Origin of the sequence: Methylocapsa sp. D3K7 (assembly GCF_029855125.1) — a bacterium.
Lineage (GTDB): Bacteria > Pseudomonadota > Alphaproteobacteria > Rhizobiales > Beijerinckiaceae > Methylocapsa.
This window is the reverse complement of sequence record NZ_CP123229.1, coordinates 2,903,058-2,917,039: the sequence shown is the minus strand read 5'-3', so window position 1 is coordinate 2,917,039 and position 13,982 is coordinate 2,903,058. Positions and strand designations below refer to the sequence as shown.

Annotated in this window: 18 protein-coding genes; 12 read left to right on the top strand and 6 right to left on the bottom strand. The window is 59.5% G+C overall.

Annotation, left to right across the window (positions count from 1 at the left end):
• Positions 1 to 113: 113 nt before the first annotated feature.
• The 3 genes from QEV83_RS13755 to QEV83_RS13745 all read right to left on the bottom strand — a co-directional run bounded on the left by QEV83_RS13755 (position 114) and on the right by QEV83_RS13745 (position 2,895).
• Entirely contained in the window at positions 114 to 761 is a 648-nt protein-coding gene (locus QEV83_RS13755; protein ID WP_280128284.1) for a hypothetical protein, read from the bottom strand.
• Positions 762 to 855: 94 nt separating this feature from the next.
• Positions 856 to 2,196: a site-specific integrase gene (locus QEV83_RS13750; protein WP_280128283.1), complete on the bottom strand. Its 1,341-nt coding sequence runs from the start codon at positions 2,194 to 2,196 to the stop codon at positions 856 to 858.
• A gap of 360 nt (positions 2,197 to 2,556) precedes the next feature.
• On the bottom strand, positions 2,557 to 2,895 hold the full coding sequence (locus QEV83_RS13745) for a DUF1476 domain-containing protein (protein ID WP_280128282.1): 339 nt from the start codon (positions 2,893 to 2,895) through the stop codon (positions 2,557 to 2,559).
• Between the two features lie 466 nt (positions 2,896 to 3,361).
• On the opposite strand from QEV83_RS13745, the gene purC reads away from it, so the two are divergent.
• From purC to QEV83_RS13695, 10 genes are all read left to right on the top strand, one after another.
• A complete protein-coding gene (gene purC / locus QEV83_RS13740) occupies positions 3,362 to 4,156 on the top strand; it encodes a phosphoribosylaminoimidazolesuccinocarboxamide synthase (protein ID WP_280128281.1) in 795 nt (264 codons plus the stop codon).
• Between the two features lie 72 nt (positions 4,157 to 4,228).
• Positions 4,229 to 4,450 (top strand): hypothetical protein, encoded by a 222-nt coding sequence (locus tag QEV83_RS13735; RefSeq protein ID WP_280128280.1) that lies wholly within the window; start codon positions 4,229 to 4,231, stop codon positions 4,448 to 4,450.
• A gap of 49 nt (positions 4,451 to 4,499) precedes the next feature.
• Positions 4,500 to 4,739 (top strand): phosphoribosylformylglycinamidine synthase subunit PurS, encoded by a 240-nt coding sequence (purS, locus tag QEV83_RS13730; RefSeq protein WP_280128279.1) that lies wholly within the window; start codon positions 4,500 to 4,502, stop codon positions 4,737 to 4,739.
• Entirely contained in the window at positions 4,736 to 5,434 is a 699-nt protein-coding gene (purQ, locus tag QEV83_RS13725; RefSeq protein ID WP_280131064.1) for a phosphoribosylformylglycinamidine synthase subunit PurQ, read from the top strand. Before purS ends, purQ begins: the two co-directional genes overlap by 4 nt.
• A 36-nt stretch (positions 5,435 to 5,470) precedes the next feature.
• Positions 5,471 to 7,684 (top strand): phosphoribosylformylglycinamidine synthase subunit PurL, encoded by a 2,214-nt coding sequence (purL, locus tag QEV83_RS13720; RefSeq protein WP_280128278.1) that lies wholly within the window; start codon positions 5,471 to 5,473, stop codon positions 7,682 to 7,684.
• Positions 7,685 to 7,716: 32 nt separating this feature from the next.
• Positions 7,717 to 7,950 carry a BolA/IbaG family iron-sulfur metabolism protein gene (locus tag QEV83_RS13715; protein ID WP_280128277.1) on the top strand — a complete coding sequence of 78 codons (234 nt, stop codon included), beginning with the start codon at positions 7,717 to 7,719 and terminating at the stop codon, positions 7,948 to 7,950.
• Between the two features lie 45 nt (positions 7,951 to 7,995).
• On the top strand, positions 7,996 to 8,334 hold the full coding sequence (gene grxD / locus QEV83_RS13710; RefSeq protein WP_280128276.1) for a Grx4 family monothiol glutaredoxin: 339 nt from the start codon (positions 7,996 to 7,998) through the stop codon (positions 8,332 to 8,334).
• A 163-nt stretch (positions 8,335 to 8,497) separates the two neighbouring features.
• Entirely contained in the window at positions 8,498 to 8,824 is a 327-nt protein-coding gene (locus QEV83_RS13705; protein ID WP_348273229.1) for a hypothetical protein, read from the top strand.
• 104 nt (positions 8,825 to 8,928) lie between these two features.
• Entirely contained in the window at positions 8,929 to 9,306 is a 378-nt protein-coding gene (locus QEV83_RS13700; RefSeq protein WP_280131164.1) for a hypothetical protein, read from the top strand.
• 34 nt (positions 9,307 to 9,340) lie between these two features.
• A complete protein-coding gene (locus tag QEV83_RS13695) occupies positions 9,341 to 9,820 on the top strand; it encodes a Spy/CpxP family protein refolding chaperone (RefSeq protein ID WP_280128275.1) in 480 nt (159 codons plus the stop codon).
• Positions 9,821 to 9,832: 12 nt separating this feature from the next.
• On the opposite strand, the gene QEV83_RS13690 is transcribed toward QEV83_RS13695, so the two are convergent.
• Positions 9,833 to 10,492 (bottom strand): TlpA disulfide reductase family protein, encoded by a 660-nt coding sequence (locus tag QEV83_RS13690; RefSeq protein ID WP_280128274.1) that lies wholly within the window; start codon positions 10,490 to 10,492, stop codon positions 9,833 to 9,835.
• A 32-nt stretch (positions 10,493 to 10,524) separates the two neighbouring features.
• Here QEV83_RS13690 and argH point away from each other — a divergent pair, with 32 nt between their 5' ends.
• Positions 10,525 to 11,907, top strand: coding sequence for an argininosuccinate lyase (argH, locus tag QEV83_RS13685; protein WP_280128273.1), 1,383 nt, complete (start codon positions 10,525 to 10,527; stop codon positions 11,905 to 11,907).
• Positions 11,908 to 12,088: 181 nt separating this feature from the next.
• Positions 12,089 to 12,652 carry a hypothetical protein gene (locus QEV83_RS13680; protein ID WP_280128272.1) on the top strand — a complete coding sequence of 188 codons (564 nt, stop codon included), beginning with the start codon at positions 12,089 to 12,091 and terminating at the stop codon, positions 12,650 to 12,652.
• A 60-nt stretch (positions 12,653 to 12,712) separates the two neighbouring features.
• On the opposite strand, the gene QEV83_RS13675 is transcribed toward QEV83_RS13680, so the two are convergent.
• Positions 12,713 to 12,988: a hypothetical protein gene (locus tag QEV83_RS13675; RefSeq protein WP_280128271.1), complete on the bottom strand. Its 276-nt coding sequence runs from the start codon at positions 12,986 to 12,988 to the stop codon at positions 12,713 to 12,715.
• A 14-nt stretch (positions 12,989 to 13,002) separates the two neighbouring features.
• Positions 13,003 to 13,806, bottom strand: coding sequence for a transglutaminase family protein (locus QEV83_RS13670; protein ID WP_280128270.1), 804 nt, complete (start codon positions 13,804 to 13,806; stop codon positions 13,003 to 13,005).
• Between the last annotated feature and the right edge of the window lie 176 nt (positions 13,807 to 13,982).

Genomic DNA, 13,982 nt, shown 5'->3' with positions numbered 1-13,982 from the left:
TCACCCCTCTTTGGGTTAATTCCGGAAATTTCCGGCGTGACACACGAGATAGCAATGACCACTTCCCGGAAAAATTAGCCATGTAGTTTCCGGGAGGAAATAATTCGGCAAGCTTATTTTTTTGACTTATCCGACGACGATCGCGGCAAACTGTCGAGAAGTTCACCGAGAGAAGTAGGCTTTTCCTGCGAAGAGAGAAACATATCCTTCAGCGACATGCCTTTAACCCGCGTTGCCGCTTTGTAAAAGTCTGTCTTCCGCCCCTCTGAGAGGCGGTTCGTAAGAGTCTTAGTCCACGAGCGATCACTGCCTTTATGATTCTCAGGGGGAGCCCATTCGATTGAATTGCCTTTGGCCTGTGAGAGGAATGCGCATGCCTTTGCATCGGTTTTTCGATTTGGATGTTGCGCTTTGACCGAGTCCACTATAATGGCGAGCCACCCACGGCGTTCATCTGACCAAGTGATGGGTCGGCCGCCGGGACTCCCAGCAAATTCAAGCTGAAAACCTGGGACATGAGCGGAAGCCAGGTCGAGCGCTAGCTTCTCCCAGCATTTGGGATCTTCAAGGTCGATATTGTAATGAGATAGGAGGAGCAAAAGCTTATTGCGACATACTTCCTTTACGTAGTCATCGAAACGAGACTGAGCCGGGTCCCTATATGCACTGGACGATGCACGTGGGGGATGGTCACCGATCTGGATCGAGACAGGGCGTCCGAGTTCGCCAGGATAATCGATGACCTTCGCTTTCTTCGCCATTGCATGCATCCGCAAGCATCAGAAGGACGCAAGGAAACCAAGTGATGCACCTCGGTTTGTTGGCTGGCCGGCCTATCCCTGCGCGTGCCTGAAATCAGCCTGCGCCCTTTACTCTCAGCCATGGGACAGTCTCGCAGCCCTTTCGGCTATCTATCGCCGCCACATCAGACGGAGTTGCGCGGAGATCGATGTCTTCGCCCTCCTTCCGCTCGTCGAGCGACGCGGCGATGCGTTCGGCTACGCGGTCAGCGGCAGCAACCAGTGCGGCATCCGGGCGACGGATGTAATGTCGCGCCGTCACTCCTCGCCGCGCATGCCCGAGCAGTTCCCCGATCGTGGCGTCTCCATAGCCTTCGTCGGCGGCGAGGCTCGCGAATGTCCGCCGCAGGTCGTGGCCGCGAGCATCGTGCAATCCCGCGCAATCGAAAAGAGCGCTGATCTGCTTTTTCAAATCGGCTGGACCGGCGCCCGACCTGCTTGGGAAAACCAGTTCGTCGTGGAGCCTAAGAATTGAGCGCAAGTGCCGGACCGCCGCTGCGCCGACGGCGCGCATCGATCTGCCGGTTTTTGAATCGGCAAGGCGCAAGCAACTGCCGTCTAAATCGACCTCGCTCCAGCGCAGGCCGTATGCCTCTCCTCGGCGCAGCCCGGTAAGGGCGATCAAACGCAATGCGGCGCACGCCATTTGAGCTTCACCCGCGCGCTGGCGCAAAACAGCTCCCAGGCGGGCGAGTTCCGCAGCCGACAATACGCGATCTCCAGGCTGATCGGTTCGAAGCTCGAGTCGGTGCGCCGGGTTGACCCCGCTGACGACGCCTCGCTTCTCCGCCCAGGTCCAAATGCCTCCGAAAAGGCCGACGATCCTCGTTGCGGTGCCCGCCCCACCGGTGACTCGCGCCACGCCCCGAACCTTCGTCTTGATGATTGTCGCGGTCTTGCCGGCCGCGATGGCGTCGGCCATGCACTGCACGTCGGCGCGCGTCAGGGAGCTCGCGACCTTCTTGCCAAGGATTGGCACTATGTGACGGGAAACGCGCCCCTCGTCGATTGCGATGGTCGACGATTTCTTGGCTCGACCAAACCGCGTCGTGACGAGACCGGCGCGCGCCGCTTCCAGATAGCGGTCGCACAATTCAGCCACCGTCAAGGCTTGTCGCGTCTCATATCGTTGTGCAGACGGATCATTGCCGTTCTCGACATCGGCCAACAGCTTTCTTGCCTTTGTCCGCGCTTCTTCCGGTGAGAGTGTGCCGACCTTACCGAAGGCATAGCGCCGAGTGCGCCCTTGTGCCGTCCGATATTGGACGAGGAAAGACGCCACGCCGGATGGCTTCTTGCGGATGCCAAACCCCCGAAGAGCGTCATCCCATACAAACAGGTCACCCCCAGGTTTCGGCCGCAAGGTATCGACAAGTCGCTTGGTGATTTTGGGCATAGGCTCCGGGGAAGCAATAGGGAAGCACGGGGAAGCAATCCGCCGCTATCTGCATCTATCCCCGGAAACATAAAGTAAAATGAAACCTTTGTCTTTTCAAACGTATGACCACACTCAGAAAGCAGTGGAAAATTCTGGAAAACAGGCCACGCCTCCCTTCACACGGGAGGGGTCACAGGTTCAATCCCTGTCGCGCCCACCATTTTATCCGTCTCTTTCAAGATGACGCCAATATCCGCGAGACCAGGCGGGTGCGGCGCGGATGAGAGCAAGAAAAAATCCGCGATAGCTCTAAATTTGCCGCGGAGATTTTCTGGGGTCTTGCCTTGTTCGCGCCGCAGGACTTAAGCTATTCCCTGATCACTTCTTCCCCTGCCCCGTGCCTTTCGTAAGTTCATCGACCGCCGCCGCGAAAAGCTCCTCCATTTGCTTGCGAATTTGCGGATCGGTGATCGCCACTCCGGCGCGATCGAAGTCGGCGCGGATGGTTTTGACGATCTGCTCCGACCCGGCTTTCTGGACATCCGCGGCAAGGAGACCCCCGGCATAAGCCTCCGCCTCGACTCCCGCTTTGCCGAGTTTTTCCGCGGCCCAAAGGCCGAGCCTTTTGTCGCGCCGCGCCCGCGCCAGGAACCGCAATTCCTCGTCATGGGCGAGCTTCGCTTCAAAGGCATTCTCGCGCTCGTCGAAAGTCGTCATAATTCTCCCCAGCAAACTGTTGTGCCTCCGCATCGCAGCGGTGGCCCCATCCTAGCAACGTTTCGCGAGGGCGTCACCCTCGGGCAAAGCAACGTTGCAGCTCTATTTCTTTCTATGTCCCGATTCAAATCTCTGCTAAAGGACAAATGTCCGTTTCTACACGGAGGGTCAATCCTGCGAAAAATTCCTCTCACGTGGCATAGTGTCAGCTCGGCAGAGTGCTGGGGCGGTACATGTTTCTTAGAGCATGTGCCGCGTTAGATGATGTTTGGCTTGGCATTGTACAAAAAACCGCTTTCGGATAGGTTGGGTTTGGCTGGCTCGCTCCGCACCCGGAAAAAGTCCCGGCCCCCTCGATACCGCGGCAACACATAAACGCATAGCCTCTGCTTTCTGCTTCCGTGGGTGCTCATCGCGCACACCGCATGCGGAACTTAGGATGTTATACAAGGAGCCACGGCCCCCCATGGATCACCTCAAGCCACGGTTAATCCCAATGAATCGCCGCCGGCGCATCTACGAAGGCAAGGCAAAGGTTCTCTATGAGGGCCCCGAGCCTGGCACACTGATTCAGCACTTCAAGGACGATGCAACGGCGTTCAACGCCAAGAAGCACGAGGTGATCGACGGAAAAGGGGTGCTCAACAACCGCATTTCGGAATTCGTTTTTCAAAATCTCAACGATATCGGCGTGCCGACGCATTTCATCCGCCGTCTCAATATGCGGGAACAATTGATTCGGGAAGTGGAAATTGTCCCTCTCGAAGTGGTTGTCCGCAACGTCGCCGCCGGATCGCTTTCGACCCGTCTCGGCATCGAGGAAGGCACCCAGCTGCCGCGCTCGATCATCGAATTCTACTATAAGAACGACGAACTCAACGACCCGATGGTCTCGGAAGAGCATATCACAGCCTTCGGCTGGGCGACGCCTCAGGAGATCGACGACATCATGTCGCTCGCGATCCGGGTCAATGATTTCCTCTCCGGGCTATTCCTGGGCGTCGGCATCCGGCTTGTCGATTTCAAGATGGAATGCGGCCGCCTATGGGAAGGCGAAATGATGCGCATCGTCGTCGCCGACGAGATCTCCCCTGATTCGTGCCGCCTGTGGGACATCAAATCGAACGACAAGCTCGACAAGGATCGCTTCCGCCGTGACCTCGGCGGCTTGGTCGAGGCCTATACGGAAGTCGCGCGACGGCTCGGCATCCTGCAAGAGAACGAACAGCCGCGCGCGGTTGGGCCAAAGCTCGTACAATGACACAGGTTTGCGCCGGTCCGGCCAGCCCGGACCGCCAGAATTTTTCTTCCCGTCATTTAAAGGAAATGGGCCATGTTCAAAGCATCGGACATTCTGTGTAAATGTGTTTACGGGCTTGGACTTGTGCTGCTTTTGGGCATGGAGGCAGAGGCCGCTCCAATGGTCCGCACGTCATCTGAAATCTCCGCTCCCGCAAGGCTCTCCATATCCGAGGGCGTGGTAGTGAAGGTCGGCGTCTATCGCCGCACCGCCCGCCGGACGACGCGCCGCGCGGTTCGCCGCCGCGTCTATTGAAGGCGATTTTGGCTGCAGCCGGCAAAGGGACAAGGGGGCTAACAGACCGATGAAAGCGCGCGTCTTCGTTACGCTCAAGGACGGTATCCTCGATCCGCAAGGCAAGGCGATCGAGGGAGCCCTCAAGTCGCTTGGCGTCGATGGGATCGGCAGCGTGCGGCAAGGCAAATTGTTCGAAGTCGAGGTTGCCGCAGAAGACCGCACCACGGCAGCGGGAGTGCTGCGCGGTGCGTGCGAGAAATTGCTCGCCAACCAAGTCATTGAGAATTTCCAGGTAGAACTCCTCTGAACGCGGCCATCATTCTTTTCCCCGGCTCGAATCGCGAGAAGGATGCGATCCGCGCCATCGAGACAGTGACCGGCAAAAAACCGCCGCTCGTCTGGCATGGCGAGCGGGAGCTGCCCTCCGGTGTCGGCCTTGTCGTGCTGCCAGGCGGATTTTCTTACGGCGATTATTTACGTTGCGGGGCCATTGCCGCTCGCGCCCCCATTATGGACGCTGTCCATGCCCATGCCGCACGGGGCGGTTTGGTGCTCGGCATCTGCAACGGATTTCAGATTCTGGTCGAGGCCGGGATTTTGCCCGGCGTGTTGATGCGCAACGCCAATTTGCGCTTTGTCTGCCGGATGCAGCATCTTGCCGTCGAGCGCAACGATACGCCGTTCACATCACACTATGCCAAGGGTCAGGTGATCAAAGTTGCGATCGCGCATGGCGAGGGCAATTACGAGGCGGACGGGGAGACCATCAAACGCCTTGAGGGGGATGGCCGCGTCGCCTTCCGCTATTGCGACGGGCGAGGCATTATCGGTGGCAGCGCAAATCCCAATGGATCGACCAATCATATCGCCGGGATCTATTCGGAGAATTTCCGCGTGCTCGGCCTGATGCCGCACCCAGAAAACCTCATTGATCCGCTGGTTGGCGGGACCGACGGGCGCGGCTTGTTCGAGAGCATTGCCGGCTTTACAAAAGCGGCTTGAATCCTTCTTCCGGCTCAAGGCCGACCCGGAGATCCCGTGCACGCGAGCATCGAACCCACAGTCACCCCCGACCTCGCCGCCGCGCATGGGCTAAAGCCGGACGAATATGAGCGCATTCTCGCCCTTATCGGCCGGACCCCGACGTTCACCGAGCTCGGCATTTTCTCGGCCATGTGGAACGAGCATTGTTCCTACAAATCCTCGCGCAAACATTTGCGCGGACTTCCCACCAAGGCGCCCTGGGTCATCCAGGGGCCGGGCGAAAACGCCGGGATCATCGACATCGGCGATGGGCTCGCCTGCGTCTTCAAGATGGAGAGCCACAATCATCCCTCCTACATCGAGCCGTTTCAGGGCGCCGCGACCGGCGTTGGCGGAATCTTGCGCGATGTGTTCACCATGGGCGCGCGGCCCGTGGCCTGCTTGAACCTGTTGCGTTTTGGTGCGCCGGACCATTCGCGCACGCGCCATCTTGTCGCGGGTGTCGTCGCCGGGATTGGCGCCTATGGCAATAGTTTTGGAGTGCCGACCGTCGGCGGTTCGACCAATTTCGATCGCAGCTACGACGGCAATATCCTCGTCAATGCCATGGCGGTGGGAATCGCCAAATCCGACGAGATTTTCTACGCGAAGGCGAGCGGGATCGGCAACAAAATCGTCTATCTCGGCTCAAAAACCGGACGCGACGGTATCCATGGCGCGACCATGGCCTCGGCGTCTTTCGAGGCCGACGCGGAAACAAAACGCCCGGCGGTGCAGGTTGGCGATCCTTTTACCGAAAAGCTGCTGCTCGAGGCGTGCCTCGAATTGATGCAGACCGGCGCGGTCATCGCGATCCAGGATATGGGCGCGGCGGGCCTCACCTCCTCGGCGGTCGAAATGGGCGCCAAGGGCAATCTCGGGATCGCGCTCGATCTCGATCAGGTGCCCTGCCGCGAGACCGGGATGACCGCTTATGAAATGCTCCTCTCCGAAAGCCAGGAGCGGATGCTGATGGTGCTCGATCCGGCGCGGCAAGCGCAGGCTGAGGCGGTGTTCCGCAAATGGGGGCTCGATTTCGCGGTCATCGGCGAAACAACCAACAGTTTGCGCTTTACAGTCAGCCATGCTGGGAACCTTAAAGCCGATCTACCGATCAAGGAGCTTGGCGATGCGGCGCCACTGTATGATCGTCCCTCTGTCGAGACGTCCAAGCCGCCCAAGATTGATCCCACGGCCGTCACCCCGCCCATCTCAAGCGCTGACTCGCTGATACGTTTGCTGGGCTCTCCCGATCTTTGTTCCAAGCGTTGGATTTATGAGCAATACGACCATTTGATCCTGGGCAATACGGTGCAGGCGCCAGGCGGCGACGCGGCCGTTATCCGCATTGGTGACGGGCCGAAGGGCCTTGCGCTGACGACCGACGTGACCCAGCGCTATTGTCTGGCCGACCCTTTCGAAGGTGGCAAACAGGCAGTTGCTGAGGCATGGCGCAACCTGACCGCCGTCGGCGCCCTGCCCCGCGCCATCACCGACAATCTGAATTTCGGCAATCCCGAAAAACCCGAAATCATGGGCCAGCTTATCTCCTGCATCGCGGGAATTGGCGAGGCGTGCCGGGCGCTCGATTTCCCGGTCGTTTCCGGCAATGTCTCGCTCTACAATGAGAGCAGCGGGCGTGGGATTTCGCCGACCCCGGCGATCGGCGGTGTCGGGCTCCTCGACGACGTGAGCCGCAGCGCGAGTTTGGCGTTCAAGGCACCGGGCGAACAAATTCTGCTGATCGGCGAGACACGCGGCTGGCTCGGCCAGTCGATCTATTTGCGCGACATTTGCGGACGTGAGGACGGCGCGCCGCCGCCCGTCGATCTGGCAGTGGAACGCCGCAATGGCGATTTCGTGCGCGGCCTCATCGCAATCGGCGCGGTGACCGCCGTGCATGATATTTCAGATGGCGGCCTGGCGGTGGCGCTGGCCGAAATGGCGATCGCGGGAGGGATTGGCGCGTCCATTGAACTTCCGGCATCGTTGCCGGAGCATGGGTTTCTGTTCGGCGAGGACCAGGCGCGCTATATTCTCACGGCCGCTCCTGACACTGCCAGCGAAATCCTCGGCGCTGCGCAACTCGCGGGCGTCGCCTGCGAAATCCTCGGCATGACCGGCGGCGAAGCGTTGACCCTCGGCGCCCGGACCGCCATATTGCTGGATGATCTAACGGAAGCCAACGAAGATTGGCTGCCGAAATATATGGCTGGCGCCGAGTCTTGAGTGCGCCCCATCGACGAGAAAGACCCATCGCCATGCCCATGCCGTCATATGAAATCGAACGCTTGATCAAACAAGGTATTCCAGACGCGGAGGTCGCGCTCACCGCCCTAGCGGATGACAACGACCATTGGGCGGCGACTGTCATTTCCTCGGAATTCGCCGGCAAATCCAAACTCCAGCAGCACCAGCTCGTCTATAAGGCGCTCGGCACCGCGATGGGCGGGGCTTTACATGCGCTGCAGCTTCAAACAGCCGCGCCAAAATAATCCAGGCGTATTTCCCGCCTTACCGATTTTCTGAAAGGACAGCCAATGCCAATCAAGGATGATATCCAGGCGACGATCGACAAAAATGACGTCGTGCTGTTTATGAAGGGAACGCCTGATTTCCCGCAGTGCGGATTTTCCGGCCAGGTCGTGCAGATTCTAAGATATCTCGACGTGACCTATGAGGCGGTCAATTGCCTTGCCAATGACGAGATTCGCCAAGGCATCAAGGAGTTTTCCAGCTGGCCGACGATCCCCCAACTGTACATCAAGGGCGAATTCATCGGCGGCTGCGACATCGTCCGCGAAATGTTTCAATCGGGTGAACTTGCGGCCCATCTGACAGGCAAAAATATTTCGTGCAAACAGCCCGCCAAGGCGTAGACCGCTCTGCTGGAGGAGGCTTTGCGTCCTATGGCAACCGTTGATCCGGTGATGAAAACGAGATTGGCGCGCAGCCCCTTCCCGTCTGCCACCGGGGAAAGCTCGCTGAAAAGCCTTTGTGCCTTTCTCTGTGCCCTAACGCTCGGCCTTTTGCTGAGCTTGAATGCGGCTGCCCCCGCGCTTGGCTTTGGGCGCGGCGGTGGCGGTGGATTACACGGGGGTGGTTTCCATGGCGGCGGTTTTGGCGGATTCCGGGGCGGCTTTGGGGGCATCCGTGGTGGCTTTGGAGGGTTTGCAGGCCCTCGGGGTTTCGGAGGTTTTCATCGAGGTTTCGCGGGCGTTCGTCCCGGCTATGGCGGGTTTCGGCCTGGTTACGGAGGGTTCCGGCCGGGCTATGGGGGTTACTCTCGAGGCTTTGCCGGCGGCGGCTTCAATCGCGGTTTTGCGAACTCTCATCTTCAACGTCCGCCAGCTTTCCAACGGGGTGTAGCTGGCGCCCGCGGCGGCGCAGGGTTCAATAGAGGATTGGCTGGTGTCCAACCTGGCCGAGGCTTCACCGGAGGAAATGCCGCCTTTCGCAATGGCGCCGCCAGCATGGCGGCCTTGCACGCCGGTCATTTCGGCAGCAACGGTTGGGGTCATGGCTGGGGCGGCAACGGCTGGGGACGAGGCTGGGGCTGGGGCGGCAATGGCTGGGGTTGGGGGCGAGGCTGGGGTTGGGGTGGTTGGAACAGTTGGGGCTGGGGCGTCGGATGGCCTGGTTGGGGCTGGCCAAGCTGGGGGTGGGGCGGCTGGGGACCGGCCTATGGCTGGGACTGGTGGCCCGGTTTCGGACTGGGGCTAGTAAGCGTCGCAGCTCTCGACAACACGGCGTGGGGCGGGGATTACCCCTACTACGGCTATGATTATTCCGGTTATGGGTACCCTGCCTATAACGCTGTCTATCCCGCCTACGGCGTACCCCTTTGGTAAGGTATTTATCGTCGCGCTCAGCAAGGAGATCCTCATGCGGCCGATTCTCGGGCTTCGTGCCGTCGCGATAGCCGCGCTTTTGAGCACGGCGGGCGGATTTGGGGCAGCCATCGCTCAAGAACAGACTATGCCGGGACCCATGGATCCAGCCATGGGCGGACGGGGGATGATGTGCCGAGCCGCCGAACATATCGACGGTCAACTCGCCTATCTCAAAACCGAACTCAAAATCACGCCCGAACAGTTGCCGCAGTGGAATGTCTTCGCCGACATCTTCCGCACCGATAAGGAAAAAAACGCCCGCCTCTGCAATTCGACGGAGAACGAACAGACGCGTGCGATGATGATGTCCGCCAGCCTGCCCGACAGCCTCGAAATGACGGCCGTCCGGCTGACCGCGCGGCTTGAATCGTTACGGGCGATGGAGGCGGCGATCCGGCCGCTGTACGCAATCCTGAGCCCGGCGCAAAAAAAGACCGCGGATGAAATCATGAAGGGTGCGCCCGGTTTTTAAGGGCAAATCCTGTCAGCCCTGAATCGCATCAATCAGCGCCAGCGCATCTGGCGAATCCCACTGCGCCGGACCAGCCATCGTGCCGATTTCGCAGCCATCCTTGCCAATCAGAATCGTCGTCGGCAGCCCGATCACCTTGCCCGCCTGTTTTAAGCTTTGAAACGCCGCCGCTGTGCTGTCGGTATAAAGGGCAAGATTCTTGACGCCGATCTCGGTCAAGAACGCCTTCGGCCGGTCGAGCCGCGCGGTATCGATATTCACGGCTACAACCGCAAAATCCTTGGACCCGCGCAGACCCTGCAAGCGGTCGAGTGCGGGCATTTCCTGCCGGCAAGGCACGCACCAGGTCGCCCATAGGTTGAGCAGAACTGTCCGCCCCTTAAAACCCGCCAGGCTTATTTTCTTTCCGTCCGCCGCATCGAATGTCAGAACTGGCAGGGGCCTTGGCTGCGACGCAAGCCCGAGGGCGGCGATCTCGCCATGCACAAGTGGTTTGAGCCGTGCCACCGTGGCCGCCGCGCCTGGACAGGCCGGGTTGACCGCGCCTTCCTTGCTGCCCGGCATCATGATCCCGTATAGGATAACCGCCAGCCCGACACATGCCAAAGCCGCGACGGCAAAGCTCCGTGAAAGGCGCGGCGCGCGGGCTTTTTGGGAATGAGAGTCTGTCATGCGGCCATTGGTTTTTTGAAGAGCGCGAGAAAATGAGCAACAAAATGTGGGGAGGCCGGTTCGCAAGCGGCCCCGGCGCGATCATGGAAGAGATCAATGCCTCGATTGGTTTCGACTTTAGACTCGCCCGCCAGGATATTGAAGGGTCCAAGGCGCATGTCGCCATGCTGGCACACACCCATGTCCTGGAACCCGGCGACGCGCAAGCCATCACCAAGGGCTTAGACGAAATCGCCCGCGAAATCGAGGCCGGTTCTTTCAAATTTTCAAGGGCACTTGAAGATATTCATATGAATATTGAAGGCCGCCTCGCCGAACTGATCGGCCCGGTGGCGGGACGGCTCCACACCGCGCGCTCGCGCAACGACCAGGTCGCGCTCGATTTTCGCCTCTGGATTCGCGATACCATTGATGCGCTGGATGAGCAGTTGCTGTCCCTGCAATTGGCGCTTGCTGAGAAAGCGCTTGTTTATGCGGCAAGCGTGATGCCGGGCTTTACCCATCTGCAACCAGCGCAGCCCGTCACCTTTGGTCATCATCTCCTGGCCTATGTTGAGATGTTTGCGCGCGACCGTTCCCGATTGCGCGATGCCAGAGCTCGCCTCAATGAATGCCCGCTCGGTGCCGCCGCGCTGGCGGGAACCTCGTTTCCGATCGACCGGGCGATGACCACGAAGGCGCTGGGTTTCGACCGGCCGACGGCGAATTCGCTCGACAGTGTGGCGGATCGTGATTTTGTCATCGAAACCTTGAGTGCCGCCGCGATTTGCGCTGTTCACCTCTCCCGTCTCGCCGAGGAAATCGTGCTCTGGGCGACGCCGCAATTTGGCTTTGCTGCTTTGTCGGACAAATTTTCGACGGGCTCGTCGATCATGCCGCAAAAGCGTAATCCCGACGCGGCGGAGCTGATCCGGGGCAAAGCCGGCAGGATTATCGGCGCGCTCAACGCCTTGATGATTGTGATGAAGGGCCTGCCTCTCGCCTATTCGAAGGATTTGCAGGAAGACAAGGAAGGCACTTTTGACGCGCTGCATTCGCTTTCACTGTGTATCGCCGCCATGACCGGCATGGTTAGCGATCTCACCCCCGATCTCAAGCGGATGAAAGCCGCCGCTGGGCTGGGCTATTCCACCGCGACCGACCTTGCCGATTGGCTGGTACGAACGCTCAAGCTGCCGTTTCGCGAAGCGCATCACGTCACCGGAAGCCTGGTCGCCATCGCCGCCGCGCAAAAAAAGGGACTGGAAAAGCTCTCCCTGGCCGAAATGCAAACGGTCGAGCCGCGAATCACCAAGGATGTTTTCGCGGTTCTTGGGGTCGAAAACTCGGTGCGCAGCCGGATCAGTTTTGGCGGCACCGCGCCAAAGGCTGTGCGTGCGCAGGCCAAACGCTGGTTAAAACAGCTTCAAAAATAGGCCCCTCCTTCGAACCGGGCGGTAGATGTCCACAGCCCGCCCTTGTGCGCCGCAGCGCTCTGTATGATCCTCCCGCCATCGCAGGCCGAGACAGCCCGCTGGCACATGCCGCGGCGCCATTTTGCAGGGGTCACGCGGATGGACAAGGCATGGATCGATCTCATCGAGCTTGGACTTAAGTTTGTTGCTCTTTTCGGAGCGGGAATTTGGGCGTTTGCGGTCATCCGCCTGCTTCGCCAGGCTGACGGCGCCACTGTTTTTGCCAGGGGATTTGGCAGCCCGTATCCGTGAGCTAGAACTGCTGGCAAAATTACAGCCCGTCATAGCGGTTGACATACAGCCGACGATTGCCCGCGCCCCGGACGAAGATGGTTACATCATCACCGCCGTCGTCGAGCTTGCCAATCGCGGCAGCTTGCATACCAAAGTGAATTGGAAGGACGAACCGCCCGCGTTCCACGCGTGCCTTGCCCATTTCGATGCGGACGGAAGACCTAAATATGATCCGCCCGTGCGGTTTCGGGTTCCCTTAACCTCTAATCCCAAATCTGCCGCCATATCACAGATGATTCGCGCGGGGTCGACAGAGTCGATCCTGTTTGCATTCAAAGTCCAGGCGGCCGGGCTCTATTTGTTGTCGTTTCGTGGCGGCATCGATGGTGAGGAACGCGCCGAGGCGGAGCGGCTTGGCCTGCCCTTGCCGGAGGCGTGGACCGGGAACAAATATGTGTCGGTTGGCGGTTGACGTCACTGGGCGGCCGGGAAACTTGCGCGTGCCGTGACGCTCACTTCTTCTCCGCAGCCTCTAGCGGCGTTTGGGCTTGATGACCGCCTTGCAATGCGGGTGAAGGTGCTTGACGTGCCGCACCAGGCACCCGTGAATCTTATCGTGATCCGGAATGTCTTTGCCGCAAAAACGGAAAGCATCGTCGTGGCAGGCGTGCTGGGCGAGAGCGCTCGCAGTCCCCAAGAGCGAGAATAAAACCGCCGCGGCAGCGCATTTCAAAATGATCTTCATGTTGCTTAAAATCCTGGGTTCGTCGATGTCTGCACGCCGCAACTCGCTTGCGGACCAGGACATTGTCAAGCCCCCGCTTAGATTTCGTCCGTCCAGACCCGAAAACTGGTCAGCGTATTGGGTCCGAAGGTCGTCGTGATCGCCACATCGGCCGCGTCACGTCCCCTCGCAAGAAGCACCCTGCCGATGCGCGGCACATTATTGCGCGCGTCAAACGTGTACCATTTCCCGCCAAGATAGACTTCGAACCAGGCTGCGAAATCGCCCGGCGGAAAAGGCGGCGGCGTGCCGACGTCGCCGAGATAGCCCGTGCAATAACGGGCCGGAATGTTGAGGGCCCGGCAGAATGCGACCGCCAAATGCGCATAGTCACGGCAGACACCTTGCCCTTCTTGATAGGCCTCCGATGCCGTACGGGTCACTCGCGCGTGGTCGTACCCAAATGCTATGCGCTCATGCACATAATCGCAGATCGCCTGCACTCGCGCCCAGCCCGGCGCGGTCCCGCCAAACAAGCTCCAAGCCAGATCCAACAAACGGTCGCTATCGCAGAATCGGCTCGCGAGAAGAAACACGATGGCCTCTTCCGGAAGATTTTCCACCGCCACCGGGGCCGCGTCCACCGCGACTTCGTCAGGCAGGCCGGAATCCGTCACAATGGCGTCAGTGGAGAGGATCATATGACCTGCTGGAGCGAGAATCCGGCTGCACCAGTTGCCAAATCCGTCCCTGTAGCAAGAGATCGGAACCGGCGGCACGATCACGATATGATCCGGCGCCGCAAGGTCCGCCACGCGGGAGTAATGGATATTCAACATTCCGATCAGGGGAGTCGGTTGCGGAAATTCATATTGCAGTTCGTAGCCGACCCGAAGTTTCATTTGTGCTCTCCGCGAGAACTGGAGCCCGTCAATGGCTGAAAAGATTTGATTTGTGGATTGGGCGGCTGAACGTGGCGCCTCTTACTGCATCCATATCACTATCATGCCCAGTTTGCCGGGAATATTCATCGCGACAGCGGATTTCGAAAAAAGTCTTTGATCTGACGCATGCAAAA